The sequence below is a fragment of the Methylobacterium sp. D54C genome (genome assembly GCF_053345595.1).
In genome coordinates, this window is record NZ_JBKFAK010000028.1 from 28,411 (window position 1) to 54,793 (window position 26,383).

At 64.0% G+C, this 26,383-nt stretch carries 17 protein-coding genes and 1 pseudogene; 7 read left to right on the plus strand and 11 right to left on the minus strand.

What is annotated here, in order from left to right:
• Positions 1 to 66: 66 nt before the first annotated feature.
• The 3 genes from ACLBYB_RS28785 to ACLBYB_RS28795 all read right to left on the minus strand — a co-directional run bounded on the left by ACLBYB_RS28785 (position 67) and on the right by ACLBYB_RS28795 (position 7,553).
• Positions 67 to 4,338 (minus strand): rhamnan synthesis F family protein, encoded by a 4,272-nt coding sequence (locus ACLBYB_RS28785; protein WP_447700831.1) that lies wholly within the window; start codon positions 4,336 to 4,338, stop codon positions 67 to 69.
• A 407-nt stretch (positions 4,339 to 4,745) separates the two neighbouring features.
• Positions 4,746 to 5,720, minus strand: coding sequence for a GDP-L-fucose synthase (gene fcl, locus ACLBYB_RS28790; protein WP_447700832.1), 975 nt, complete (start codon positions 5,718 to 5,720; stop codon positions 4,746 to 4,748).
• Positions 5,721 to 5,936: 216 nt separating this feature from the next.
• Complete coding sequence (locus tag ACLBYB_RS28795) at positions 5,937 to 7,553, minus strand: ISL3 family transposase (RefSeq protein ID WP_447700833.1); 1,617 nt, start codon at positions 7,551 to 7,553, stop codon at positions 5,937 to 5,939.
• 110 nt (positions 7,554 to 7,663) lie between these two features.
• Between ACLBYB_RS28795 and ACLBYB_RS28800 the strand changes: the two are divergent.
• From ACLBYB_RS28800 to ACLBYB_RS28815, 4 genes and pseudogenes are all read left to right on the plus strand, one after another.
• Positions 7,664 to 8,903, plus strand: a pseudogene (locus tag ACLBYB_RS28800) (transposase); the annotation flags it as partial.
• A 101-nt stretch (positions 8,904 to 9,004) separates the two neighbouring features.
• Complete coding sequence (gene gmd, locus ACLBYB_RS28805; RefSeq protein WP_447700834.1) at positions 9,005 to 9,988, plus strand: GDP-mannose 4,6-dehydratase; 984 nt, start codon at positions 9,005 to 9,007, stop codon at positions 9,986 to 9,988.
• Positions 9,989 to 10,904: 916 nt separating this feature from the next.
• Positions 10,905 to 12,971: a hypothetical protein gene (locus tag ACLBYB_RS28810; protein ID WP_447700835.1), complete on the plus strand. Its 2,067-nt coding sequence runs from the start codon at positions 10,905 to 10,907 to the stop codon at positions 12,969 to 12,971.
• 227 nt (positions 12,972 to 13,198) lie between these two features.
• Positions 13,199 to 13,741 carry a glycosyltransferase gene (locus tag ACLBYB_RS28815; RefSeq protein WP_447700836.1) on the plus strand — a complete coding sequence of 181 codons (543 nt, stop codon included), beginning with the start codon at positions 13,199 to 13,201 and terminating at the stop codon, positions 13,739 to 13,741.
• Positions 13,742 to 14,187: 446 nt separating this feature from the next.
• Here the strand turns inward: ACLBYB_RS28815 and ACLBYB_RS28820 are convergent.
• The 7 genes from ACLBYB_RS28820 to ACLBYB_RS28850 all read right to left on the minus strand — a co-directional run bounded on the left by ACLBYB_RS28820 (position 14,188) and on the right by ACLBYB_RS28850 (position 19,932).
• Positions 14,188 to 15,287 (minus strand): IS3 family transposase gene (locus ACLBYB_RS28820; protein ID WP_447700837.1). Its coding sequence is split into 2 segments (ribosomal slippage): positions 14,188 to 15,035 and positions 15,035 to 15,287, totalling 1,101 coding nucleotides; the frame shifts between segments, so codons are not numbered across the junction.
• Between the two features lie 114 nt (positions 15,288 to 15,401).
• Positions 15,402 to 16,052, minus strand: a complete 651-nt coding sequence (locus ACLBYB_RS28825) for an acetyltransferase (protein WP_447700838.1) — start codon at positions 16,050 to 16,052, stop codon at positions 15,402 to 15,404.
• A complete protein-coding gene (locus ACLBYB_RS28830; RefSeq protein ID WP_447700839.1) occupies positions 16,049 to 16,780 on the minus strand; it encodes an SDR family NAD(P)-dependent oxidoreductase in 732 nt (243 codons plus the stop codon). Before ACLBYB_RS28830 ends, ACLBYB_RS28825 begins: the two co-directional genes overlap by 4 nt.
• 4 nt (positions 16,781 to 16,784) lie before the next feature.
• Complete coding sequence (locus tag ACLBYB_RS28835; RefSeq protein ID WP_010685059.1) at positions 16,785 to 17,012, minus strand: hypothetical protein; 228 nt, start codon at positions 17,010 to 17,012, stop codon at positions 16,785 to 16,787.
• The gene (locus ACLBYB_RS28840; RefSeq protein ID WP_447700840.1) at positions 17,009 to 18,049 is read right to left on the minus strand and encodes a ketoacyl-ACP synthase III; all 1,041 of its coding nucleotides are present in this window, start codon (positions 18,047 to 18,049) and stop codon (positions 17,009 to 17,011) included. Before ACLBYB_RS28840 ends, ACLBYB_RS28835 begins: the two co-directional genes overlap by 4 nt.
• Positions 18,042 to 18,359 carry a hypothetical protein gene (locus tag ACLBYB_RS28845; protein ID WP_012318195.1) on the minus strand — a complete coding sequence of 106 codons (318 nt, stop codon included), beginning with the start codon at positions 18,357 to 18,359 and terminating at the stop codon, positions 18,042 to 18,044. The genes ACLBYB_RS28840 and ACLBYB_RS28845 overlap by 8 nt, the downstream gene beginning before the upstream one ends.
• Positions 18,325 to 19,932, minus strand: a complete 1,608-nt coding sequence (locus tag ACLBYB_RS28850; RefSeq protein WP_447700841.1) for an HAD-IIIC family phosphatase — start codon at positions 19,930 to 19,932, stop codon at positions 18,325 to 18,327. Before ACLBYB_RS28850 ends, ACLBYB_RS28845 begins: the two co-directional genes overlap by 35 nt.
• Positions 19,933 to 20,111: 179 nt before the next feature.
• On the opposite strand from ACLBYB_RS28850, the gene ACLBYB_RS28855 reads away from it, so the two are divergent.
• Positions 20,112 to 21,545 carry an SDR family NAD(P)-dependent oxidoreductase gene (locus ACLBYB_RS28855; RefSeq protein WP_447700842.1) on the plus strand — a complete coding sequence of 478 codons (1,434 nt, stop codon included), beginning with the start codon at positions 20,112 to 20,114 and terminating at the stop codon, positions 21,543 to 21,545.
• A 61-nt stretch (positions 21,546 to 21,606) separates the two neighbouring features.
• Here ACLBYB_RS28855 and ACLBYB_RS28860 read toward each other — a convergent pair whose 3' ends face one another.
• Positions 21,607 to 22,125, minus strand: coding sequence for a hypothetical protein (locus tag ACLBYB_RS28860; RefSeq protein WP_447700843.1), 519 nt, complete (start codon positions 22,123 to 22,125; stop codon positions 21,607 to 21,609).
• 481 nt (positions 22,126 to 22,606) lie between these two features.
• Between ACLBYB_RS28860 and ACLBYB_RS28865 the strand changes: the two genes are divergently transcribed.
• Positions 22,607 to 23,080 (plus strand): acyltransferase, encoded by a 474-nt coding sequence (locus ACLBYB_RS28865; protein ID WP_447700844.1) that lies wholly within the window; start codon positions 22,607 to 22,609, stop codon positions 23,078 to 23,080.
• A gap of 239 nt (positions 23,081 to 23,319) precedes the next feature.
• A partial coding sequence (locus ACLBYB_RS28870) for a glycosyltransferase (protein WP_447700845.1) occupies positions 23,320 to 26,383 on the plus strand: 3,064 nt, incomplete at its 3' end.

Below are 26,383 nucleotides of genomic sequence, written 5' to 3' on the forward strand. Positions count from 1 at the left end.
AGGAGGGCCTAATGGCTCAAGCAGAATTATCCCGACCATTTGGCATCCGATATCGGACGCACGAACTTACCTCCTACTCCCTGGAACATGTGTGGTGGCAAACTTGTAGTGCATGGTCTGGGACACGAAAGGCAGCAGCCGTTCCAATGCATGTAAGATTGTTCCATCCTCTTTCGCGGGTTCGGCCGGATAGTCAGTCCAATCGAGTTTGAGTTCGAGGAGCGGTCGCAGGGCGTCGGCACGCGCCCAAAACATCGTTCCGACTGGGAATTCGAAATGCGTCGGAAGCGTCACATTCAAACCCATGCGCGTGGTTAATGCCTCGGCAAGATTCCTATTCTCGGTCCAATCGATTAAGTGCGGATCGAGGGGGAAGACGAGGCCGGTCTGTGCGCTGTCTTCGAACATGCGGAACACGTAATCCATCATCGGATGATCCGCACCAATGAGATGCTGCCACAGGAACTCTCGCCAACGCTCGCCAAACTCCGCTCCAAGCCGCAGACTGCGTTTTCCATGGATATGTCCGATGATGTCATAACGGCGGATTAGATCAGGCAGCAGATGTGTGAGAAATGGGCCAAGATCACGTCCTCGATTAGGAACGATCTCGACGCCGGCTTCGATCTGACGCTCTTCTAGGATAGCGCGCAGTACATCCGCCCGTTCTTGATCCGTCGTCGTTAGGAAGAGATCGCAATCGGACGCGTTCGCCTTCAACTTATCAAGTAGATTATTCAGCAGCTCTGGATAATGGAAATGCGCATGTAGGGCGGCCTTGAGCGTCGTACGCAAGGGGGCGTCGCCTGTTGGCTGGAGCACTTGGTGAAGCCATCGACCTTCGGGCCGACCAGTTCTGAGGAAATGGGCCAGCGGATCTTCGTCGCCGCATTCGTCGAAGCCGGCGCGTTCCGCGGCATAGATCAACGGGTGGAAGCCTACCAGTGGTCGTCGTAGCCAATCGCCCGTTCCAGGGCGAGACCAGGGCGCAAACGTCTTGGACGTGACGAGGTGCTGTCGAACTGCCGCATCCAGCGGAAGAGTCCGGTCGGCATGGTTGAGCATCAAGTCGCGACTGATCATGCCGGAATCGAGGATGTCCCGCAGCGGGGCGAGGACGCGATCCATACGGCATGCGGCTCGCCGGCCCAGGACGTCCAGAGCCTCAACGTATTCGTGCATGTTGAACGTCTTTTGAGCAAAGCGCTCGCTCGCTTTTCCCAGCTGTGCGAGGCGGTCATGATCGTCCACAAGGTTGATGATGCGTTCAGCTGCACCGCAGACGCTCATATGAGGAACCACGAGCTCTGATGTCTCAACATCTGAACTAAGCAGATCCGCGATACCGCTTGCGCTGTCGAAGCTGATGAGCGGTAGTCCGCTCAGCATTGCGTCAATTGCGACGTTAGGAAGCGGGTCCAGCCGTGAACTTAAGAAAAATAACTGTGCCCGTGAAAGATAAGGCTGTAGATCATCGACCTCATCGACAAACATGGACTCATCAAGCCCAGATCGATATAGTTGCTCTCGCAGGTAAACGCTGTAGTGGAGGTCCTCGTCTGGTCTGTAGCCGCCTCCTATCCAAAGAAAGCGAATGTTTTTATTCGGCACACGACGATGAACTTCTGCTGCGGTGGCGATAAACAGATCGACCCCCTTCCTGATCTGCACCATGCCCATGCCGATGATGAGGAATGTTTCCTCCGCGACCAAACATGCCGCCGTATCGCTGTACGCGGCGGTGTCTTTAGACACCGATGGCAACTCGCTGGGACCCTGCGGAATGATATGATAGGGACGCTTCTGGAGCGGCAGGTAATCCTTCAATGATGAGTCTAGGGTGATCTGGCTAGAAAAAACGACTTCAGACGCGATGCTGTATGTTTTCCACAATACGCCGTTGGGCTTCGTGTAGGCGGAGAATTCATGAACTAGGGCAACCACTGGAACGCCGCGGCGCTCTAAAGCTGGAATGTATTCTCGGCTTTCTACGCTATTGGCAATAGCGTATTTGAGATCAACCGCTCGACATAGCTTATCAACAACAGCGCTTGCTTCTATCTCATCAATCAAGGGGTTGTCAGAATCGAAACAGCGCAACAAATGTATGTGGGGATCTGAGAAGTGCTCCTCAAGAGGTCCGCTTCGTCTTAAAAGAACGATAACATTGTACTGCGCAGCGAGTGCTCGCACGATGTTCCACGCAAGAATGGGCGCGCCAGTTCGCGATGCATCATGCACTATTACGGCGATGGAGTCGCAGGCCGGATCAAGGCAAAGATTGTCAAGGTCAAGGGCATGTGCGAATGGCAAAGGGCGTCTGCCCTCTGCGCGACCGTAGCGCGCGTAATGTAGTAATCGTCCTATAGGAAGCTGGCCGATATCGGGATATCGCGCCGCATAGTAATTTGGATTGAATTTTTCAGATGGCATAAGACCTGCGGTCTCGCCGATCTTCAGATAATGCTCGGCGGGGGACATGTCCATTGTAGCTGCGGCATCACGTCCCTCGTAGGTAGCCGCTTCGAAAAGTCCGCTGTTTTCAATAATTTGTACTGCGGCAGTGTAATTGTCCTCATCAACAGGGTCGAATATCTGCAGCGGCCGGCTAGCTCGATTCTCAGCGCGACCGTATTGCACAAAGTGCAGGAGCAGGGGGGAGCCTGAAGCTGCAACGTCCGGATTGCACTCGGCATAATAGGCAGGATCGAAATGCCTGGACGGCGCGAGGCCGGCAGCCTCGCCGACCCGTATGTAGTGCTCGGCGGGTGTCATGCCCATCGCCGTGGCCTCATCGAGACCTGCGTAGCTTGCAATGTCGAACAGTCCGCTTTCCTGGATTGCCTGGACCGCCTTGGAGATTGCTTCCGGGTCATCGGAACTCATCTCCTGGAGCGGTCGGCTGGCCCGGTTTTCTGTACGACCATGACGGACGTAGTGAAGGAGAAGCGGCGAACCCGAGGCCGCAACGTCAGGATTAGAGTCAGCATAGTAAGCAGGATCGAACAACTGCGAGGGAGACAAGCCTACTGCTTCGCCAATCCGCAGGTAGTGCTCGGCAGGCGTCATGCCCATCGCCGTGGCCTCATCGAGCCCTTCATAGCTATTCAGATCGAAGAGCCCACTCCTCTCAATTTCGATCACTTCCTCTTGTAGATGTCCGTGATCGGATACTTCTCCGTTGAGTAATTTGATTGTGTGCAACGCGAAAGCTCTGTAAGCTTCTGCGCTCGATTTCAGACGCTTCGCCGTTTGCTCAGCTTGGCTGCGCAGACGATCCGCTATCGCGAGCGATTGCCGCTGCGCCTCCAGCGCCAAATTTAATTTATGGCGTTCAACCTCTAGACTTGACGACCGGTCGCGGGCGGCATCAGTCTCGCTCGAGAGATGCTGATGCTCGGTCTGGAGTTGCGCCGTGAGTTGGAGCAGGCGTTCGCGTTCCGACTCCAGATTCGATGCATGCTGACGGAGTTCCTCGCTATTTCCCGAAATACGCGCTAATTCTTTCTCAAGATTTTCCGCATGCTGACGGGAGTTGGTGTACGCCTCCGCCAGCGACGGGTAGGCTCGCGACTTATCAAGAATAGAACCGATCTCGCTTGTCTCGACGTAGATCGAGCTGGCAGGCACCTCAATACTGTCATTGCTTGCGATGGCGACAACGTACGGGGAGCGTGGCAGGCCGCGCGACATCTCGAAATGCTCTTGGCCGCGCTTCTCGAAGGTTAGCCATTGCGAGCCCGGCTGTGCTATAAGTGCTGATCCAAGGACGGCTCTTTGTTCCAAAATGTGAATATTTGAAAAATATTTTCCAACCAAACTAGAGAACTCTTGCGCTGACAGCTCTAGAGCGTGGTACGGATTTGCGGCCGTTTCAGGCTGCGAGTACACGTCACGATTGGGAGACGAGATGATGAGCTTGCCGCCTGGACGAAGAACGCGCCGGATCTCTTCGAGAAACCTGTCTTGCTCGTAAAAGTGCTCGATCGTTTCAAATGAGACGACCACGTCGACGCATTTGTCACGCAAAGGAATGCTGCGAGCGTCACCCGTTAGATATGTAAGGTTCGGACGAACATAGCTTTGTCGTGCGTGCCGTACCGCATCCAGCGATAACTCGACCCCGATCGCCGACCGCGCGGTCTGTGCAAGGAACGCTGTACCGTAGCCTTCGCCTGCAGCTAAATCTAGCACATCTAGGTTGCGACAAAGATGGCGGGCGATGAAATAGCGGTGAAAATGTTCAACCTCGATCTGCCCGGAGGTCCCCGAAGTTAGTCGCTCACCGGTCCACTCCAGATTATGTCTAGAAAACTGTCTCTGAAAAATCTCGCCCATTGAGCTCGTTCCTAAAAAATCGATGCTGATGATCTTGCATTCATATGCCGACGGCATCTACTGAAGCATTTCTCTTCGCAAATTTATTGCGAATTTTCTGATATGATTCGTGACTCTTTAAAGAGGTCTGTCACGCTAAGCCTTTTGATTTGACACTTAGCAGGTGTAACCATTGTAGTATTATTTGGAATCATCTCGCGCCAAGCCCCCTTAGGTCCAGACGCGCGGAGCGGAATGAGCGACTCTGGAGCGCCGGGCAATCCAATTTACGCTCTTTGAGCTCGATCTGACAGCAGCGATGTACGATTTGTCGTGAGGAATCAGGTGATAGCTTTCGCGGATGACTATTTGTCATCTTGTGAACCTCCTCGACTACGTTAAACTCGTATCATCCCACAGGATCCGCTTCATCGCCGGATGCTGCCTTGACCGTTTACAAACCACTGGTAGGTCTGGCGCAGTCCGTCCTCGAGGGCGATCTCCGGCCGCCAGCCCATCGCCCGCAGCCGCGACACGTCCATCAGCTTGCGCGGCGTGCCGTCAGGCTTGGTCGCGTCGAACGCGAGTTCGCCCCCGTAGCCGATCACCCGCGCGAGCGCCTCGGCGAGCTGACGGATGGTGCAGTCCTCACCCGTCCCGACGTTGATGTGCGACAGGTCGGGGCGCGTGTTCGCGGCGTAGACCGCGTCGTCCATCTCCATCACGTAGACGCTGGCCCGCGCCATGTCGTCGACGTGCAGGAACTCGCGCATCGCCCGGCCGGTGCCCCAGACCGTGACCTTCGCCAGACCCTCCCGCTTCGCCTCGTGGAAGCGGCGCATCAGCGCCGGCAGCACGTGGGCGTTCTCGGGATGGAAGTTGTCGTTCGGGCCGTAGAGGTTGGTCGGCATCACGCTGCGATAGCGGCGCCCGTACTGCCGGTTGTAGCTCTCGCACATCTTGATCCCCGCGATCTTGGCGATCGCGTAGGGCTCGTTGGTCGGCTCGAGCAGCCCGGTCAGCAGGGCGTCCTCGCGCATCGGCTGGGGCGCGAGCTTCGGGTAGATGCAGGACGAGCCCAGGAACAGCAGCCGGTCGACGCCGTGCGTGTGCGCGGCGTCGATCAGGTTCGACTGGATCAGCAGGTTCTCGTGGATGAACTCGGCCGGGTAGGTGTTGTTGGCGTGGATGCCGCCGACGCGGGCAGCGGCGAGGTAGACCTGGTCGATGCGGTTCTCGGCGAAGAAGCGCCGGACCGCCGCCTGATCCAGCAGGTCGAGGGTCCGGCGGTCGGCCGTGAGGATCCGCTCGTGACCGAGCTCACGCAGGCGACGCACGATCGCCGAGCCCACCATGCCGCGATGGCCCGCCACGAAAATGGCCTGTTGTCGTTCTGCCTTCATTCAGCCTCGTCCCCTAACTGGGCCGGTGCATACATCCGCAGCAAGCGGAAGGAAATGTCATCTGCTCACATCGCGCTCTTCGCTCGACTTTGGCCATTTGCGGCGTGTGGAATGGGCAGAGGTGACGAAGCGGGCGTGATGGATTGGCTGGTGGCGTCCCCTGTCAACGCCGGGTATCGTGGTTCTTCCGCATTTCGTGTGGCGCGGAATTCCAGGTCAGGTCGCGGTGAGGGCGCGCTGGCGCAGTAGCGCGAAGCCCGCGCGGCCGAACATCGTGCGCTTGAGCATCTTCAGCCTGCCAATCTGCCCCTCCACCGGACTCGTCGACCACGGCGTCGTGATCGCGCCGCGTAACGCGTCCCTGTCGCGCTCGAGCCCGGCGGCGAACTTCGCCAGCGGCGTCGCCGCCGCCGCCGCCGCGAACCAAGCCTCCAGGCTCTCGCCCGAGCGCCGTCGCACGAGGTCCGCAAAGCGCGTCGCGACTGCCACGCTCTTCGCCAGATCGGGTGCCTCCACCCGCAGGTGATCGAGGAAGCGGCGATCGTCCGCAACGAGTGCGCTCGGGTCCGCCTGCAGAAGCCACGCCGTCCGGTTGATCGACGGGGGCCGCCATCGCGGCGCGCTCATCGAGCCCGGCGTGGCGTCCATAACGTCCGCGCTCGCGCGACGCCGTCTCATCGCCCAATCCCGCACCACCCGCGGACGGATGTCGGCCCCCGCGCGGATCAGCCCGCGGGCGAGCTCGGCGGCGTTGCGGCAGCCGGCCTGCCAGCGCGCCTCGAGATGATCGCGGTTGGGGGTCGAGGATCGTCGGCACGGTGCGGCGTCGCCGCCAGGAGGGCGGCGCGTCCTGGCGCAGCCAGGCCCGCACCGTCTTGCGATCGAGATCCAGAGCCCGAGCCATGCCGGCGACCGAGGCGCCGGCCTCGGACAGCCGTTTGAGCTCGGAGTACCGAGCCCACGCCGCGCGTGCGTCGCCCGCTTCCGAACCTCGATTGCCGTCGGCGCCCGCGCGGCTTCCGTCGCGGCCTGTGCTGCGTCGACATCGTGGTCGACGCGCGCACGACCGACGGCGCGGATCACGCCATGATGATAGGCGACGATCGCACGCAGGGCGACGCTGAGGTTACGCAGCAGGTGAAAACGATCGAGGACGTGCTGGGCTTGCGGTGCATCCGCGCGGGCGCCCTCGGCGAAGACGTCGGCGCGATCGCGAGCGATGACCTCGATGCCCGGATGAGCGCGCAGCCACGTGGCGACGCTCCCGGCGTCCCGGTCGGGCAGGAGATCGAGGACGGTGTGACGTTCGAGGTCGACGACCATGATGCCGTAGCTGCGCCCGCGCCGCCAGGCCCACTCGTCGATGCCGACGACGCGCGGCTCCGGCTGTGTCGGCAGAGGCGCCGCACGCACGAGGCGCACGAGGGTATCGCCACTCACCGGCATCGCGAGACGATGCGCCATACGGGCGGCGGGTGCACCACCGAGGGCGAGACCGAGATGGCACTGGAGCACGCGCAGCCGCTCGGATCGGCGGGCGTGAGCGACAGCGACGTCACCGACGCTCTCGCTGAAGGTCCGCCGCGGACAGGCTGGGTTCGCACAGCGGAAGCGTCGCAGCCGGAGGCGCAGGCGGACGGACCGGCCCTGCCAGGGCAAATCGGCGAGGGTGCGCTCGCAGTGACCGTGCTTGCGGCCCGCGGACGATCGACAGGTGGGACAGCAAGTTGGAACCGGACGGGGTACGACGCGCACGATGAGCGGGTCGGTCGCTGGCTCGACGCCGACGACGGTCAGGCCATCGGGCACGAGGGGCAGGATACGGCGGGGCATGGCGTCCTCCGGAAAGCCGATCTCTGGAGATGGGGCACGTCACGCCGGCCGGCACACTTCGCCACACGAAGTGCGGAAGAACCATCATTCATCCGGCGTCGACATAGTGCACCGATGCGACCCATGTCCTCGGAGCGGTCCGCAGCCTCAACCGCCTCGGCTGCGCCATCGAGACCTTGCGGGCCGCGCTAAACGCCCTGGCGATCGTCGCACCAGACTGGCTGCGCGCCTATACGGATCCGAGTGGATCGAGCGCTACGGCCGTCCCATCGACGACTTCCACATCCCGCAGGGCGAGGCGGCGCGCCGCGCCGGCGCGGAGGCGATCAGTGACGACGGACACCGGCTGCTTGCAGCCGTCGACACCAAGGCTGCACCGGGCTGGCTGCGCAACGTCCCCGCCATGGTGGTCCTTCGCCGCGTCTGGCTGCAGAATTTCCACGTCGCCGAACCACCCGCTGAAGGATCGGAGTGAGACGGGCGGATCCGCTGGCGGACGGAGGCCGAGGGCATCCCGCTCGCCCTGGCGATGGTCGCCTCGCCCTACGATCCGGACGTGCACTACGCCAAGAAGCGCGCGACCACATGGATCGGTGACACCGTCCATCTGACCGAGACCTGCGACGACGCCCTGCCACCGCTGATCGTCCACGTCGCGACGACACCGGCCCCGGTTGTGGACCGGGCGGTGCTCGACCCGCTGCACGCGGCGCTGGCGACGCAGGATCTGCTGCCGGCACGCCATCTCTTCGATGCTGCCTATATCGACGCCGACGGCCTCGTTGACGCCGCGCGAGAACACGACGTCGCCCTGACCGGACCGGTGCCGAAGGACAACCAGTGGCAGGCGCGCACCGAGGGCGCCTTCACCATCGAAGACTTCCATCTCGACTGGGATCGACAAATCGCGACCTGTCCGGCGGGACATGACAGCCGGAGCTGGCATCCAAATTACAACCTCGGTCGCACGGTCATACAAATTCGCTTCGCGGCACAGCACTGCCAAGCCTGCAGCCTCGCTGCATCCGCTCGCAGCGCCGTCTGCTGACCCCGCGCTCACGTGAGGAACACGATGCGCTCGTCGCGGCGCGGGCGCGAGAGACCTCGTCGGCCTTCGCAGTTGACTGGCGACGGCGCGCTGGCATCGAAGGCACGCTCTCACGCGGAGTACGGACGATGGGCCTGCGTCGCAGTCGTTATCTCGGCCTGGCCAAGACGCATCTGCAGCACCTGCGGACGTCGACGGCGATTAACCTCAGCCGCCTCGCCGCCTGGATCGACGACACCCCCGCTGCCCGAACCCGACGCTCCGCTTTCGCTCGCCTGATGGCTCGGCCAACGGCCGCGTAGGAATTTGCCAGCAGTATCCAAACGGGTCAACTCCAACCCAAACTTGACGCGGATAAAGCCGGGGTCGTAGCAGCCGGGCATCTTCGGGACGGGACGGGTTCATGACGGCCAAGCGAGCGCTGATCACGGGTGTGACGGGCCAGGACGGCGCGTATCTGGCGCAGCTGCTCCTGCAGAAGGGCTACGCCGTCATCGGCATCGTGCGGCGCTCCAGCCACGCCGGCGTTTTCGACCACCGGTTGAAGTGGCTCGGCATCACCGACGATGTCGAGCTGGTCGACGGCAACCTGCTCGACCAGTCCGCCCTGCTGCGCATCGTCCAGGCCACGAAGCCCGACGAGATCTACAACCTCGCCGCCCAGTCGTTCGTGACCTCGTCCTGGCAGCAGCCGCTGCTCACCGGGCAGGTCACCGGCCTCGGCGCCGTGCACATGCTGGAATGCCTGCGCTCGGCGGCGCCCCAGGCGCGCTACTACCAGGCCTCGACCTCGGAGATGTTCGGCCTGATCCAGGAGGCCAAGCAGAGCGAGTCGACGCCGTTCTACCCGCGCTCGCCCTACGGCGTGGCCAAGCTGTACGCGCACTGGATGACCATCAACTACCGCGAGAGCTTCGGGCTGCACGCGTCGAACGGCATCCTGTTCAACCACGAGAGCCCGCTGCGCGGCGTCGAGTTCGTCACCCGCAAGGTCACCGACGCGGTGGCGCGGATCAAGCTCGGGAAGCAGAAGGAGCTGCGGCTCGGCAACATCGACGCCAAGCGCGACTGGGGCCACGCCCGGGACTACGTGAAGGCGATGTGGCTGATGCTTCAGCAGGACCGCCCGGACGATTACGTGATCGCGACCGGCCGGACCACGACGGTGCGGGACATGTGCGAGATCGCGTTCAAGCATGTCGGCCTGAAGGTGGACGACCACCTGATCGTCGACCCGGCGCTGTTCCGGCCGGCGGAGGTCGAGGTGCTGCTGGGCAACCCGGCCAAGGCCAAGGCGACCTTCGGCTGGGAGGCCGAGACCAGCCTCGAGGCGCTGATCACCGAGATGGTCGACGCCGACATCAAGCGCCTCAGCGACGAGGCTTGAATTAATAAATTTAGTGTTCCGCAACTACATGTGAAGAATCATGTCAATAATTTGCACCACGTAAATCGAAAGTTGATTTCATCCCGTCGGAATGACGAGATGCTTTCTGCCCTTCATTACTGCGGACCTCATCTGAGCTCAGATACAATTTAGACCTGATCTCCGAATTTTCTTTCTCATTTCACCCAACGACAATCTAAATCTGTTTCTATGTCATCAAGATCTTTCTCTGCGTTTCAAAAATGAGTAAGTTCGTCCGCCGCGGCGCATAATACTTTGAGCCCTCGACACACTACTGGCGACGCGCAAATATCTGTGAAGCCATCACAAGCCCGGCTGCCGACCCCATCATTCTCAACCAGGTAATATAGCTATGTTGAGGGTCGTCACTCCGCTACGCTCACATGAACGCGGCAGGCTTTCTTGATCCTGACGACCTGCTACAAGCGGCGTTCGATAGCTCAAACAGCCTGGGCCGATCACGCCAGCAAGCGCACTAACGCAATTCACACGGAACATCGGACCTCTGAGGCGGAGAGCGATAGAGGCGACCGGAGGAACCGACCGCCATAGCCTGATATTACTCTGTTTATAAAACCAAGATCTCATGAGCGATGCTCTCCGCCGCAAGTAAAATCTAGCAATCGGGCTGTGATGAATTAAAACAGCGTGGACCAGACAGATAATAACAACGAGGCGAACATGAAAGATTAGCTCGCAATCATTCATTTCATTAAGCGTCACAACAATCGGCTTGGCAACAAGTACTGGTCCTGAAGCTGATAATTATCTAAATCATGGCGGAGATTTGAACTTGTATTGCTCAGTAACAGATTATTCGAGCATCTATAATGATGCATACCGCCGGCGCCGCGGAGATCACACGAGCTTCAATCGAGCGGTACTCCCACCAATCGTGGCTGAGTTTTGTCGAAGTGTTGATGCAAAATGCCTCCTTGACGTAAGTGGTGGGCAAGGGGGGCTTGGAAAAGAGCTCAAAGCGTTCGACATCGAGACGACGACGACAGATTATGGCGCTCTGCCAGGCTCGCCTGTCCTAAAATTTAGCTTGGCAGAATACGATATAACGCAAATCAAATCTATTTTGCAGAAAGTTTCAGAAGGGGGCGATACGTTTGTAACTACCTGTTTCGACGTGCTGGAGCATATCGATAAAGAGCACGTCTCCGCCGCAGTATATAATCTATACAGTTTAACTCATAAATTTCTCGTCGTATCAATCTCCACACGGCCAAGTGCCTTCGACAATCTTCTTCACGCCACTATTATGCCGATACAAGCTTGGATTGGAGCATTTAGCGCTTGTGGCTTTCGTTTGGTCAAGAACGATATGTTTAAGAGCGCAACATCAGTGCCGATTTTTTCAGAAACAGACGACCTGTTGCTTATAAGCAGATGGCAAGCAGCCGACATGTTCGATGATGTCAATTCGGGCGAGCCAATATATTTAGTCTTTGAAAAGGTAGATCGAGGCATATCGCACAGCACGGTCGAAGCGGCAATCGAAGAAATTGTCGATGTGTCATATCGCAAGGAAAAAAGGAAACAATTTAAATTTTCAGATGACAAAGTTATAAACTTCAATTTGCATTACCAACAGGAATGGTCACTATTTCGCCCGCTCCTTGATGTAATTCCAAGGTCGCAAGCGCGCTTTCTAATAAGGCCAGGGGCGATCCAATCTGATATGTTAAGAGCGATACATGGCTATCTAAATCGGAATGGCGTCGAGGCTATCATTTTCAATAACACCTCGGATCTCCCGTGGGAGAAAATCAAGGGGCAGATATTAGTAACCGGCGCCGAATCCACTGCCACTCCCCATCTAATGTCGCAGGAGGTCGTTGCTTTGGCGCGCCTACATGGGTGCCAAACTTATTTGTTTCAGCACGGTATCTGGCCCCGACCATTTGAGCAGGCTATACTTACCTTTGCCTCCGAAAATGTCGTGCTCTATAGCAGCGAAGAAAGACGTAGATTGAATGAGCGAACTCATTCGATTTTGAAAGCTAAAGTGCCCTGGGGCATGCTACCCGCGGACCAGGTAATGGAAATTGGTTCGGCCAAATTTGCCGATCATCTGATTTGCAGCCCGCGGAATCTAAGTCTAAAATTCGGCTACGAGGCCGATAAATACACCAGAACTGTTCTAATTGGTACCAAAAATTTACGTGGTCGCTGGGGCATAAACAACATCGATGATGGTTTCTTAGATCAAATTTGCAGCGTTGTCGAAAAAAATAAAGACGTGCTGTTCATTATTCGCCCTCATCCACTGGATAGAGCCAATACGTTTCAGCCTATAAATCAGTCAAACGTCAGGCTGTACGATGAAGTCGTCGGCCTTCTCGCCGATCTTTCGTTATCACGAGTTTTGCCCTTCGTTGATTTAGTCGCAACTTCACCTTCAAGTCTAATTGTTGACGCATCTATAACGTCTAGGCCGACTTTAGTTTACGAAACTGGCCAGCCAGTCGAATTTGATGGAATTACAACAAGACCGTTTGAATGGCTTCAACAGGCACTGAATAATGAATCTGACCTTGCGTCACTAAAGTCTTTTTCGACTAAGTTCAAAGATAAATATGCAGAAAAAGTGGATGAAAAATTTTACGAGAAATTTTCGAATCACCTCAAGTCATCGGATACTTGCAGGCTTAGTGAGCAGACTGCTGTTATGTCGACGCTGCTCAGCCAAATCGTCGAAAGTATGCGTGCGACACAATTGGCAAATCAGGCGGCAGCTTCTCTCAAGGCACAAATTGATGCCGATATGCTAAAAATCTCGGATCTACGCGAGGAAAATGATAGAGTTATATCGGAGCATGAATTACTCACTAAACAAGTCTGCGAGCTCAATGCAAAAAACCGTGAAATAATCAATAGCGTATACTGGCGGTCAACTGCTCCGCTTCGATTGCTAGCCCGTGCCTTGCGGTCGATCCGCAAAGTTGGTAATTGAACTCCTTGCAGACAATGGAGGCACATGTGGCTTTGCCTATTTATATTGGATGGGACGCAAGGGAGACAGAGGCTTACGAAGTATGTGAGCATTCGTTGCGATCGCGCTCAAGCATAGATCTTTCGATTAGGCCCATAAAGCTCGACCATTTGCGTGATGCTGGTTTGTACACCAGGGTTACGGAACGTCGCGATGGTCGGTTATGGGACACAATATCGGAAGCCCCAATGAGCACCGAGTTCGCGATATCTCGTTTTTTTGTTCCGCTTTTAGCTTCTGCTGATGGAGAGAACAATGATTGGGCTCTTTTCTGCGATTGTGATTTTCTTTGGTTGGGAGATGTGAAAGAGCTCATCGCAGAAGCCGACGCAAGCAAGGCTTTATGCTGTGTTCAACATCAGTATGCGCCGAAAGAAGAACTTAAGATGGACGGGCAGGCTCAGCTGCTATATTTGAGAAAGAATTGGTCAAGCCTGATGCTTTTCAATCTTAAGAATGAGAAAAACTTTAATCTCAATATAGACATGCTCAATGCACTGCCTGGCCGAGATCTTCATCGCTTTTGTTGGCTTGCTGACGAAGATCTTCATCCCCTCTCAAAGGATTGGAATTGGCTTGAAGGATCCTATCCCGTAGTATCTCCGCCTCCACGGGCAGTGCATTTCACACGAGGTGGGCCGTGGATGCGTGGGTGGGAAGGCGTCGATTACGGCAATCTGTGGCGGGATGAGAGACGTGCGTTGGAGCAAATTAATGGGTGTGATGAATGAGCTGATATTCAGTTACATGGCAAGCCGTGAGAAAACCAAATTTCGCATTGTTATAGCGGTCCTCTGAAGTGGGCCTCTGGCGGTGGATGGATCGGGCAGGGCGAATTGAACGGATGGCCGGGTCTTCCAAGGATGAAGTCCATGGCACAAGACCGTTCCCACAACGTCGCGCTCAAGCGTTAGGTCGTGCAGGAGTACCCGTCCAGCGAGACATTGCACGGCCTGGCCAAGCGCCACGATCGCTCGCGCAACCTCGTGCGGTCTGGGTGCAGAAGTACGAGACCGGCGCGTTCGACGACGACTGGACTTGCTCCGGATTGATGGATCTTCGTCATTTCGTCTGGCTTCCGCGCGCGTTCTCCATTCGTGGAAGAAGAACGGAGCTTGACGATGGCGCGTGAGGGTCCCCCGGATCTTGGTCCGGCCGAAAGGTGAGCCTCCGGGTCTCATTCGGCGGCCTGCAGGGCCGCCGCCAAGGCGAATTCCTGGGGCGTCAGCCACCCCAGGGCGGTGTGAGGACGGCTCTCGTTGTAGTGCCGCCGCCACGTCTCGATCTTGCTCCTCGCGTCGGCCAACGACAAGAACCAGTTCGCGTTCAGGCACTCGTCGCGCAGACGGCCGTTGAACGACTCGACCAGCGCGTTGTCGGTCGGCTTGCCAGGCCGTGAGAAGTCCAACGTGACGCCGTTCTCGTAGGCCCAGCGGTTGAGGGCTTTCGAGACGAACTCAGGCCCGTTATCGACCTGAATCGCGCACGGTGCTCCGCGCAGCAGCGCCAAGCGGCCGACGACAGCCACGACCTGTTCGCCTTTGATGCCCTGGTCGACCTCGATCGCCTGAGCCTCGCGTGTGAATGCATCGACGACCGTCAGGGCCCTCAGCCGGCGGCCGTCGAACAGCGCGTCGGAGACGAAGTCCATCGACCAGCGTTCGTTCGGCCGGAGCGCAGCAGGCTGACGCTCACGGTGTGCCGCGCTGACGTGCCGGCGCGGTCGCTTGAGCCGCAGGCTGAGACCCTCGTCCCGGTAGAGACGGTGGATCCTCTTGTGATTTATCCGCCAGCCCTCCCGGCGCAGCAGGATGTAGATCCGGAAGTACCCGTAGCGCACCCGGCTCTTGGCCAGATCACAGATGCGCATCCGCAGCGGTGCCTGATCGGGCTTGGTCGAGCGGTAGCGGACGCTCGACCGGCCGACGCCGAGCGCGGCGCAGCCGCGCCGCTCGCTCACCCCGTGCGACTCCTGAACCTGGTGCACGAGCGCGCGTCGCCGATCAGGCGTCAGAGCTTTTTTGCGAGCACGTCCTGCAGGATGTGCTTGTCGAGGCTCAGATCGGCCACGAGCTGCTTGAGCTTGCGGTTCTCGTCCTCGAGCTGCTTCAGCCGCCGCAACTCGCCTGTGCCCAAGCCGCCGTAGAGCTTCTTCCAGCGGTAGAATGTCTGCTCGGACATGCCCATCCGGCGCAGCACCTCCGCAACCGGTGTCCCGGTCTCGGCCTGCTTCAGCGCGAAGGCGATCTGCTCTTCGGTGAACCTGCTCTTCTTCACGGCTCTGCTCCTCCCGTCAGGGTCTCACAAAACCGGAAAACTCGCACTCACGCCGGACCAAAGCGATGGGGGGACGTCAGGGGGACGTCACTAACCAGTCAGGCTCGGATCGGCTCACCCGCGATCTGATGCGAGCACAGGATTATCCGGCCTCGGCCAGATCACGCCATTATCGGGCACGGCGCGTAGCACGGTACAGCCCATGCCTATCATCGCCCGTTCGCCGACTTTGAGCCCCTGTAGCACCTTGGCCAGCGGGCCGACCAAGCTGTCCGCGCCGATCGCGCAGCGCCCACCGATAAACGCCGCCGGCGAGATTGTTGTGTTGTCGCCGATCTCGGCATCGTGTCCGATGATCGCGCCAGTGTTCACCACACAGAACCGCCCCAACCGCGCATCGACGTTGACGATTACCCCGTGCGCCACGAACGCACCCGCACCCATAGCGACGCCCTGGCTAACGATTGCATGCGGCGAAACCAGGGGCGGGCAGGGCAGGGCGTGGCGGTCGAGCCACGCGATAATCTCGGTCCGCGCTTGGATTGCCGCCCGGCTCACCCCGCCCACGGCCAGGGCCACACCTGCATACGCGGCGCGGTCAGCCAGCAGTTCGTCGAGATAGCCCCGGTAGGTGCCGACCTGCGCACTCGGCTGGCTCGAATAAGTTGCATCCACAGTGTAGCCGCACATTTGCGCGACCTCGGCGATCTCCTTGGAGAATCCGCCGCCGCCGATCAGCGCGAGACGCTGCCCCGGCCCGGTCACAGCATGGCCCCGCCATCGACCCGGAGGATCTCGCCGGTGACGTGCTGGGCTTGCGGCGACATCAGGAACGCGATGGCGTCGACCACGGATTCGACGGTCGCGGCGCCCACGGGGCTACGCTTCTCAAGCGCCTCCATAAACTCCGCGCCGTACAGGCGGGCATGGGCCTGGGTCATCTCGGTGTCGAGCCAGCCGGGGGCGACGCCGACGGCGCGCCGGGGTGCGAGTTCCCGGGCGAGCCCCTTGATCAAGGCGTCGAGGCCCGCCTTGGAGGCGGCGTAGGGCACGATCGCTGGCTCAGGCCGCTGCGCCGCGACGGACGAGACCGCGCAGAACACCGCGTCCCGGGTCGAGACGCGGGCGCTGCCGAAGGCGGCGGCGAACAGGGTCGGCGCGACGAGGTTGGTGCGATAGAGGCGCTCGACCTCCTCCACGCCGAGGCTGCGCATCGGCTTGATGACCTGGACGCCCGCGCAGTACACGAGCCCGGTCAGGAGCCCCCGCTCGGCCACCGCCGCCTGCAGCACGCCGCCGATCGTCGGAAGGTCGGTGACGTCGGCCGCGACGGCGGCGCAGCCGAGGGCCTCCAACTCGGCGAGCCGGTCCGCCCGCCGGGCGAGGGCGGTAATCCGCGCGCCGCCCGCGCGGAAGCGCTCGGCGACGGCGCGGCCTATGCCGCTGCTGGCCCCGACGACGAGGACGTGCTCCCCTGGCAACGGCTCAGACATCGGCTCAGGCCTGCAGCTTCGCGCCGGCCAGCGCGATCAGGTCGTCGGTGGTCGCCGCCCCGGCGATCCGCTGCGGATCCACCTCGAGGCCCAGCGTGTCGTAGAGCGCCATGATGTTGAGGATGCCGAGCGAGTCGAAGGTCTCGATCTCCCCGAGGCTCTGCCCGCGAGCGAGCGGCCCTGGCTGGTCGAGGATCGTGCCGAGTTCGTCCAAGAATGCGCCCTCGGTCATTTGATGGTCTCCTCGTAGGTCATGACCGGGGGCGCGAAGATCCGGTCGGTGGTGATCGTGCAGGCTCCCCAGCTCAGCCCGACCCCGAATCCGGCGAGCAGCGAGCGCACCCGCCGGCCCGCATAGGCTTCCGCGAGGAAGCCCGAGATCGTGCCGGGGATCGAGGCCGAGTTCTGGTTGCCGTAGACCGACTGGGTGCCGGTCGGAAGCTTGCTGTCGTCGAGCCCGAGGCGTCGCTGGAGGTTCTTGAGGATGTACTTGTTCGGCTGGTGCAGGACCAGGAAGTCGACGTCCTCGGCGCGCGTGTCCGAGAAGGCCAGGATGCCCTCGATCAGCGGCGGCACGCGCTTGAGGGTGAAGTTGAAGACCTGCGCCCCGTCCATGTGCATGGTGCCGGGCTTGTCGGCATCCTCGGCGTCGGCCCGGAGGCCGCTGTGCGGGATGAACAGGGCCTTCTCGCCCGAGCCGTCGCTGTGTAGCTGGAAGAAGCTCTCGCTCTCGCGCCGCTCGATCAGCACCGCTGCGCCGGCGTCGCCCATGATCGGCGTGATCGATCGGTCCCCGGTCGCGACCATGCGGCTCGCGACGTCGCCGACGCAGAGGAGGACGCGCTCGACGCCGGATTCGACCAGGCTGTAGGCGACCGACAACCCGTAGACGAAGCCGCTGCAGCCGAGGCGGATGTCGAAGCAGAGCGTGTCGGTCCGCATGCCGAGGCGATGCTGCATCCCGATCGCGGTCGACGGGGAGCTGTAATCCGGCGTCTGGGTGACGAGGATCAGGCCGTCGACGGCGTCGGGCTGCAGGTCGAGACCGCGCAGGAGGTGGCGCGCCGAGTGCAGGCAGAGATCCGCCGTCGTGGTGGCGGGATCGGCGACAATGTGCCGGGTCGCGAAGCCCATGGCCCGCTTGAGGCGCTCCGCCTCCTCGGGGGCGAGCCCGAGTCCGGCCGCCTCGTCGTCGAAGGCCTGGACGCGCGCGCCGACCGTGGTGACGAGCCCCGCCAGGGTCGCGCGCGAGAACCGCAGGTCAGCCATGCTCGACCGTCTCGGCGACGTAGTCGATCCAGCCCTGGAAGCGGCGGAGCGGCGACTTCGTGCTGTCGAGGATGCTCTCGTTGGCGAGCGGCACGTAGCGGCCGACCGTCCGCTCGATCTCGGATTCCGTCTCGAGGAGGAGCTCTACCACCGCGAAGGAATCGAGCCGCTCGTAGACGTCGTCCTCGGGCCCGGGATTCTCCAGGTCCGGGCGCCCCCAGGTCTCGACGAGCCGCGCGAAGGTCGCGCGGGCAGCCGCCTCGACGGCGCCGCGGTCACTCCGCGACGATGTGGATGTAGGGGGTGTCATCCGGTCCTCGTGTCAGTCGGTACGTCTTGCCCTCGGGGCCAGCGCTCAAGGGTTCGAAGCCGTTGTCGTCGAGGAAGCTCTCGACCATCCGGTTCTTCGCGCTCGGGCGATACCGGGCCTTCAGGTCCCGATCGCCCTCCTGCTGGCAGACGTGGCGCAGAATTTGGGCCTCGATGCGGCGTCCGAGCGCCCGGCAGCTCATCAGGAACGTCTCGAGCTCGCCGCCCCGGATGATGGCGACCCCGACGATGCCCATGTCGCCGAACCGGTCGACCACCCGGGCCGCGTAGACGCCGCCCTCCCGCATGGCGGTGGCGACCTCATCCTCGGTGTAGCGCCGGGTCGTCAGGTTGAACTGGTTGGTCTTGTTGATCAGCTGCGTGACCCGCCGCAGGGAGCCCGGGTTGTTGCGGGCGACGTGCACCCGGATCTCGAGGGAGGCGAGGTACTCGTCCATCGAGGCGGCGGAGCGCTGCAGCTCTTGGCGCTGAGCCTCGCCGCGGTACTGCTCGGTCTTGGCCAGGTCCTCGGCGGTGACGTTCCGGGCGCGCAGCGACGCGATCCCGTCGAGGAGGGTGAGCGCCTGCTCGGGGCGCGTCCGGTCGAACAGGTGGCACTCAACTCCGGGGAGGCGGGCGCGGACCTCCTCGATCTCGAAGGGGTTGTCGTCGAGGAAGATGAAGCTGTCGAGGCCGAGGTTCAGGGCCGCGGCGAGGTCGCGGATGTTCTCGCTCTTCTCCGTCCAGTTGCTGCGGTAGGCCACGAAATCGTCGAGGCGGAGCGGCATCGCGCGCTGGGCGAAGACCGCGCGGAAATCCTCCTCGTTGTTCTTCGTCACCGCGCAGAGCAGGATCCCGAGGCCCTTCAGGCGCAGGAGCTGGCGCTGGAGCTGGGTGTGGACGATGCCCGGATAGTCGCTGTCGACCTCCAGGTTCTCGACGCCGTCCTCGCCGACGACGCCGCCCCAGAGGGTGTTGTCGGCGTCGACCACCACCACCTTGCGCCGTGCCCGCAGCCGCGCCGCGACGGCGTCGGCGTAGCGCTCGCTGAGCGCGTCCACGGCGGCCGGGGCGTAGGGCATCTGGTACATGTACCGGTTGCGCTCGCGGAAGGCGTTGGCGAATCCGAGCAGCGCCAGGGCGCCGGCGGCGTCGACGACGCTGACCCGCTCCTGCGCCCGGGCGAGGTCGAACAGCACCGCGTTCACCCGCGCCAGCGCCTGAAGCTGGTCGTGGAGGTCGCTCTCGACGGACGAGACCGGCACGAACGGCACGGTGTTGAGGATGATCGTGCCCGGCGCCCGGGCGAGCCGCGCCGAGACCAGCTCGGCGAGGCCGCGCGCGCGGTCCACGGCCGCCTCGTCCGGGGCGACGTCGAAGAACCAGCGGTGGTCGAGATGCACGATCAGGACGTCGGCGGCGGCGGGCCCCGCCAGCACCTGCTCGATCTGCCCGATGGGGAGATGCTCGCACGAGACCGTGGCGAGATCCGCGAGGCGGCCCGCCACCTTCCCGAACGGGTTGGTGACGACGTTACCGACGAAACCGATCGACAGGGCGCGAGCCGTGGTCATCCTCGATACCGGTCCCTGCGACACCCTGCGGATGCCTGCCCTCCGGCGATCGACCGGCCCCTTTCCGTGCGTGCGAGCGCCGCCCTCTTGCGAGATCGCGTGCCATAAAGCAAGGGGCCGGGCATCCGGCGGCCGGCCAGCCCGGCCGGAGCGGGGACTGGCCGAGGAGGAGCTGCGCGATGAACGGATCCGGTTCGGACGACGCCGCCGCGACGACGCGGACCTGGACCGAAGCCCATCAGGCCGCCTTCGCGCGGGCGACCGGCGACGTGAACCCGATGCACATGGACGCGCGGATGGCCCGGCGGACGCTGGCCGGCGAGCGCGCCGTCCACGGCGTCCACGCCGCCCTCTGGGCCCTCGATGCCTGCGCCGACGCCCATCCCCTCGACCGGCTCGCGACGCTCCAGATGCGCTTCGAGCGGTTCGTGCTGGTCGGGGACCGCACCGTCCTGACGGTCCACGAGGCGGACGCGCGGCAGCTGCGCCTGTCCTTGGCGGTGGACGGCGTGCGCACCTTGACGATCCAGGCGACCTTCGCGGCGGACCGGGCCCCGGACCAACCGGTCGAGGCGGCGCCGACCGCGATCCCCGCCGAGCCGGTCGCCCGCGATCCGGCGGCACTGCCGGGCCTCGCCGGCGCCTTCGCGCTGCCGGACCCGGCGGCGATCGCCGCGCTGGCGCCGCGCCTCGCCCGCGCCCTCGGCCCCGGCCGGGTCGCGGCCCTGGGCGGCCTCTCGACGCTCGTCGGCATGTTCGTGCCCGGCCTCCACTCGATCCTCTCGAAGATCGACGTGACCGTCACAGAGAGCGGCACCGGCTCGCGCCTCGGCTACGCGGTGAAGCGGTTCCAGCCGATGCTGCAATCGGTGACGCTGGACGCCGTCGGCCCCGGCCTCGTCGCCCGGGTCGAGGGCTTCGTCCGCCCGCGGCCGGTGGAGCAGGAGAGCCTGCGGGACCTCGCGGCGCTGGTGGAGCCGGGCGCCTTCGCGGCGGTGTCGGCGCTGATCGTCGGCGGGTCCCGGGGCCTCGGCGCCGCGACCGCCAAGCTGATCGCCGCCGGGGGCGGGGCGGTCTGCATCACCTACGCATCCGGCGCCGACGAGGCGGAGGCGATCGCCCGGGAGATCCGCGACGCCGGCGGGCGCTGCCAGGTTCTGCGCTACGACGCCGCCGAGCCAGCTGCCGCGCAGCTCGCGGCGCTGGCGATGCGCCCGTCGCAGCTCTACCATTTCGCGACGCCCCGCATCTTCCGCCAGAAGCGCGCCCCCTTCGAGCCGGCCTGCCTGGACGAGATGATGCGCGTCTACAACAGTGCGTTCTACGAGCTGAGCCAGTTCTGCCTGGAGCGCAGCGACGCCGTGGCGGCCTTCTACCCGTCGACCAGCGCCATCGACGAGGCGCCCCGCGACACCCTGGAGTACGTCATGGCCAAGATCGCGGGCGAGACGCTCGCCGCGATCCTGGCGCGGACGCTCCCGAATCTGCGGACCGTGATCGAGCGGTTGCCCCGGGTGAAGACGGACCAGACCGCCACGATCTTCCCCGTGCCGGCCGCCGCTCCGAGCGCGCTGATGCTGCCGATCATCCGCCGGATGTCGGCGGCCGCCTGACCCGGAGGCGTGGCGGGCGCGGGACCGTATCGGACGGCCCTGTCCGAGCCTGGTGCCGGTGTCACTCCGCGGCGGCGTCGTGCCGGACCTCTTCCTCCGCCTCCGGGTCGGCCTCGGCGTCACCGTCCTCGGTCCCGTCGGGGGCTGCGGCGGCGGTGAAGAAGTCGCCGTTCCGGATCGCCTCTCCGCCGGTCACCAGCATGCTGAGATAAGTGTTGAGGGTGTTGGGCGCGACGTCGGGCAGCCGCTCCGCGATCTCGGCGTGCGACAGGCCCTGCGGGCCGGCCGAGCCGAGCAGCGCCTTCAGCCGCCCCTTGGCCGAGTTGGCCCGGGGGCCGCGGGCGCCCCGCCGTCCGCCGGAGGCGGGCGCGGCGCGGTCGGCCGCGGCGGCCCGCGGTCCCTCGGGCGCGTAGAGACCGGAGGCCTCCAACGGGATGCCCTCGACGATGGAGGTCAGCGCCGCCTCCGCCGCCCGGAGCTTGGTCAGCTCGGCCGCGATCCGGTCGTAGTCGCTCTGCAGCGCGGCCCTGCGCGCCCGAACGTCCACCAGGGCCTTCGTCAGGGTGTTGTCCTCAGCCATCGGACGGCCTCATCCCATGATTTCGCTGGCTGACGGCATACCTCACAGGTGCCTCCCGGCGTCAACAGCCGCGGAGAGGCGCGCCGACCGCGCCCGGCCACGGGCGCCCGATCCCCGCGCGAGTTGTGAGGACAGCGCCCGATGGCTTAGAGACATTCCTGAAGCGCTGATGCCGGCTGGGAGGCATCGGCGCGACCGCCGAATGTCGACGGATCCCGATCTCGGCACGCCGATACCGTAATCGTCATGTCAGAAGGCGAGCTTCCTTCCGCGGGTTCGATTTGCGGCCGTCCGCTCCGGGGCGTCGGCCGCGCCGCACCCAGGGGCGTTCATAGATCCCGCAGAGCGAATTATGTCTTTGAATATCTTCGACAAAGGGGAGAATAATGTCATCGACATTGATTCGCGGGATCAGCACAGCCAAGCGGGAAAGATCTACGTCAACGGCGACAATAACTACATCCGCATAGGCAGGGGCTGCGTGTCCGACAAGGACATGCACATCGTCATCGAGTCGAACTGTCGGTTCGACGTCGGCGAGGACGTGCGGCTGTCGATGGCCAACATCTATATCGGCCCCGGCTCGGTGCTGCGCATCGGCGACCGGACCGGCTTCACGGGGCTCGTCCATCTCAACCCCGTCGAGGGAGAGGTGATCGAGATCGGCACGGACTGCTCGATCGCGTCGGGCGTCTGGATGACGACGAGCGACTTCCACTCCATCGTCACCCGGGACACCGGCACGCGGCTGAACCCGGCCAAGCCCGTGCGGGTCGGCAACCACGTCTGGATCGCCAATCAGGCCACCCTGCTCAAGGGCACGGTCATCGGCGACAACGCGATCGTCGGCGCGCACGCTGTGGTCACCGGGACGGTGCCGGCCTACTGCGTGGCCGCCGGCAACCCCGCGCGGATCGTGCGGGAGAACGTGACGTGGCGCTCCGACCTGATCTGACCGCACCGGCGGCGCGCGCGGGACGCGGGGCAGGGGGCGCCGTTGTTTACCCCGCGCGCGCGTTCCGTTAGGGCGATGGGCCGTCGGCGCGGCCCCTTGCCCGGCGCGCCGACACGCCTTCGATCCAGCCCGCGCGAACACATGCTCACCCGAGCCTCAGGTCTCGAACAAAGCACCTCTTCCGGCACGGCCTCCGACCGCGATCGGCGGCTGTCGCGCGACAGAGCGGGCGCCGCGCGTTGAAGCGGATCCGCGGCCTGTACCATCGCTGGGCGCGATCCGGCCCGGTCCGCGCGAGCGGCAACCCGCTGATCCGGCTGGCCGCCCGCCGCGGCCTGCCGGCGGCGGACGATCTCGTCACCGCGGACGCGCAGATCGCCGCCCTGGCAGCCCACTTCGACGCGGCGTTCTACGCGAGCTGGTACGGGATCGCGGCCGACCCGGTGCGCGACTACCTCGTCCACGGCTGGCGCGCGGGGCGCGACCCGCGCCCCGACTTCGACTCCGCCGCCTACCTCGCCCGCCATCCCCACCTCGCCCGCGCCGGCATCAACCCGCTCCTGCACGCCCTCGCGCGCCGCCGCGCCGGACGTGAAGGGGAGGGGGAGGCGGCCGCCCTGCCCAAGCCCGACACGGCCGAGGCCCACCGCCTCGCCCGCCGCCTCGTCGACGGCGCCTACTATCTCGCCGGCAACCCCGACCTCGCCGCCGCCGGCGTCGACCCGGTCGACCACTACATGGCCTCCGGCTGGCGCGAGGGCCGCGAGCCGGCGCCGCAGTTCGACACCCTGGCCTACTGCTTCAGCCGCGGGATCACCTTCGCCACCCGGAACCCGCTGGTGCACTACGTCCTTCACGGCGGACCCGCCCGCCCCGACCCGGAGGCCGCGCTCGCCCTGCGGATCGAGACGCTCGCCCCCTACTTCGACGCCGCCCATTACCGGCGGCGCCTGCCCGGACCGCAGGCCGAGGCGCTGGCCGGGGCCTCGGACGCGGCGCTGCTGCGCCACTACGTGGCGGAGGGCTGGCGGGCGCGGATCGGCCCGCGGCCGGACTTCGACCCGGCCGGCTACGTGCAGGCGCGGTCCGGCAGCCGGGCGGTCAGCGACGACCCGTTCTTCCGCTACGTCGCCGAGACCCGGCTGACGGGGGCCGAGCCGTTCGCTGAGCCGCACCGGCTGAACCTGCCGGCGGTGGACGCGGACTGGTACCGGGCGACCTACCCGGACGTGGGCGGGCGCGAGCCGTTCCTGCACTTCGCCGAGGCGGGCTGGCGGGAGCTGCGCGACCCGGGCCCGGGGCGCTCGACGCTGGCGGCGCTGCTGCGGGTCTGCGGGCTGCGGCCGGCGCGGGCGCCGGTCGAGGACACGGCCTGGCTCGGGGCGATCGGGCAGGAGACTCTCGACCGGGACGCGTTCCTGGATTTGCAGGCGCGTCTGGTGGCGGGGCATTTCGACCACGGCTTCTACCGGGCGCGCTACGGCCTGTCGGAGGCGGAGGACGCGGTGCGCGACTACTGCGACACCGGCTGGCGGAAGGGCCGCAACCCCAGGCCCGACTTCAACGGCTGGGCCTACCGCGCGCACCACCCCTCCGCGGAGGCGACGGGCCTCGCGCCCTTCGTCCACCACCTCGCCCGGGCCCTGCTGCGGGGCGACGACCTCGCGGGCGACGCCTTCGATCCGCGCTACGGCGCGCCGCCGGCCGAGGAGGACGCCGACCTGTTCGAGCAGGCCCGCCTGATCGAGCCGCTCTTCGACGCGCCCTGGTACCTCAAGCGCTACCCGGACACGCGCGGCTTCGAGAATGGCCCGGCGATCCACTTCCTGTCCCACGGCCAGGAAGAGGACCGCGACCCGAGCAAGACCTTCTCGACCCGCTTCTACCGCCGGGCCTACGGGCACCTGCTGGGTCCCGGGGAGTCGCCGTTCCTGCACTACGTGCGCGCGGGCCGGGCCGCCGGGCTGATGGGCTGCCCCGAGGATCTCGGCACCTACCCGCCCATGGAGGCCCCGGCCGCCGACGAATGGGACCGCCTGCCCCCGGCCCTGCCCATCGCGCAGGCCCGCGTCGTCGTCATCGTCCCCGTCTACAAGGGCCGCGGCGAGACCCTGCGCGCCCTCCACGCCTGCCTGTCGGCGCCCCAGGCCACCCCCTTCACCCTGCTCGCCGTCAACGACCGCTCCCCCGACCCGCAGCTCACCGCGGAGCTGGCCGCCCTCGCCGGCCGCGGCCTGTTCCACCTCGTCGAGAACGAGCACAACCTCGGCTTCGTCCGCTCGGTCAACCGCGCCCTCGGCCTGCGCCAGGGCCGCGCCGTCGTCCTGCTCAACTCCGACGCTGAAGTCTTCGGCGACTGGCTCGACCGCCTCGTCGCCCACGCCGAACCGCAGGCAGACCCTCAGGCCGGGTCCGGCACGGAAGCAGAGGCCGGGGCAGGGGCCGGCGCAGGGATGGGCGCGGGGCTGCCCGTGGGCAGCGTCACGCCCCTGTCCAACAACGCCACGATCTGCTCCTACCCGCGCTTCAACGCCAACAACACCATGCCGCTGGAGATCGCCCGGCCCGACCTCGACCGCGTGGCCGCGCAGGTCAACCGCGGCCGCGCCGTGCCCGTGCCCACCGGCGTCGGCTTCTGCATGTACATGACCGCCGCCGCCCTCGACGCCGTCGGCGACCTCGACGCCGAGGCCTTCGGCAAGGGCTACGGCGAGGAGAACGACTGGTGCCTGCGCGCCACCAAGGCCGGCTTCGTCAACCTGCTCGCCGAGGACGTGTTCGTCCACCATGCCGGCCAGATCTCGTTCGGGCTCGACGCGGGCGGCGAGTACGACCAGGGCCAGGCGGCGCTGCTCGCCAAGCACCCCGACTACCCGGCCCGGGTCGGGCAGTTCGTCCAGGCCGATCCCGGCCGGCGCGGGCGGGCGCGGCTCGACCGGGCGCGGCTGGCCCGGCACTTCGCCGGCCGGGCGCTGCTGTACGTGACCCACAGCTGGGGCGGGGGCATCCAGCGGCACATCGACGACATGGTCGCGCAGGCCCGGGCCGAGGGCCTGAGCGTGGTGCTGCTGCAGGTCGACCGGACCCGCAACCTCGAGGTCCACGTCTCGTATCGCGGCCCCGAGTTCCTGTACCTGCCCAACCTCGACAGCCTGTACCTGCCGCGCGACGCGGCCGAGCTCGCGGAGTTCGTCGGGCAGCTGGCGCCGGTCCTGATCCACGTGCACTCGCTGGCGGGCTTGCGCTGGGGCGCGGCGCGGGCGCTGATGGCGGTGGTGGCGGGGTCGGGGCGTCCCTACGCGT

What these genes read in the sequence shown, in the direction of transcription:
- ACLBYB_RS28860 (WP_447700843.1), bottom strand. Translation starts at nt 22,125, where the DNA reads ATGGCTGAGGACAACACCCTGACGAAGGCCCTGGTGGACGTTCGGGCG.
- ACLBYB_RS28795 (WP_447700833.1), bottom strand. Translation starts at nt 7,553, where the DNA reads ATGCCCCGCCGTATCCTGCCCCTCGTGCCCGATGGCCTGACCGTCGTC.
- fcl (WP_447700832.1), bottom strand. Translation starts at nt 5,720, where the DNA reads ATGAAGGCAGAACGACAACAGGCCATTTTCGTGGCGGGCCATCGCGGC.
- ACLBYB_RS28835 (WP_010685059.1), bottom strand. Translation starts at nt 17,012, where the DNA reads ATGACCGAGGGCGCATTCTTGGACGAACTCGGCACGATCCTCGACCAG.
- ACLBYB_RS28815 (WP_447700836.1), top strand. Translation starts at nt 13,199, where the DNA reads ATGAGCACCGAGTTCGCGATATCTCGTTTTTTTGTTCCGCTTTTAGCT.
- gmd (WP_447700834.1), top strand. Translation starts at nt 9,005, where the DNA reads ATGACGGCCAAGCGAGCGCTGATCACGGGTGTGACGGGCCAGGACGGC.
- ACLBYB_RS28855 (WP_447700842.1), top strand. Translation starts at nt 20,112, where the DNA reads ATGAACGGATCCGGTTCGGACGACGCCGCCGCGACGACGCGGACCTGG.
- ACLBYB_RS28850 (WP_447700841.1), bottom strand. Translation starts at nt 19,932, where the DNA reads ATGACCACGGCTCGCGCCCTGTCGATCGGTTTCGTCGGTAACGTCGTC.
- ACLBYB_RS28845 (WP_012318195.1), bottom strand. Translation starts at nt 18,359, where the DNA reads ATGACACCCCCTACATCCACATCGTCGCGGAGTGACCGCGGCGCCGTC.
- ACLBYB_RS28785 (WP_447700831.1), bottom strand. Translation starts at nt 4,338, where the DNA reads ATGGGCGAGATTTTTCAGAGACAGTTTTCTAGACATAATCTGGAGTGG.
- ACLBYB_RS28830 (WP_447700839.1), bottom strand. Translation starts at nt 16,780, where the DNA reads ATGTCTGAGCCGTTGCCAGGGGAGCACGTCCTCGTCGTCGGGGCCAGC.
- ACLBYB_RS28840 (WP_447700840.1), bottom strand. Translation starts at nt 18,049, where the DNA reads ATGGCTGACCTGCGGTTCTCGCGCGCGACCCTGGCGGGGCTCGTCACC.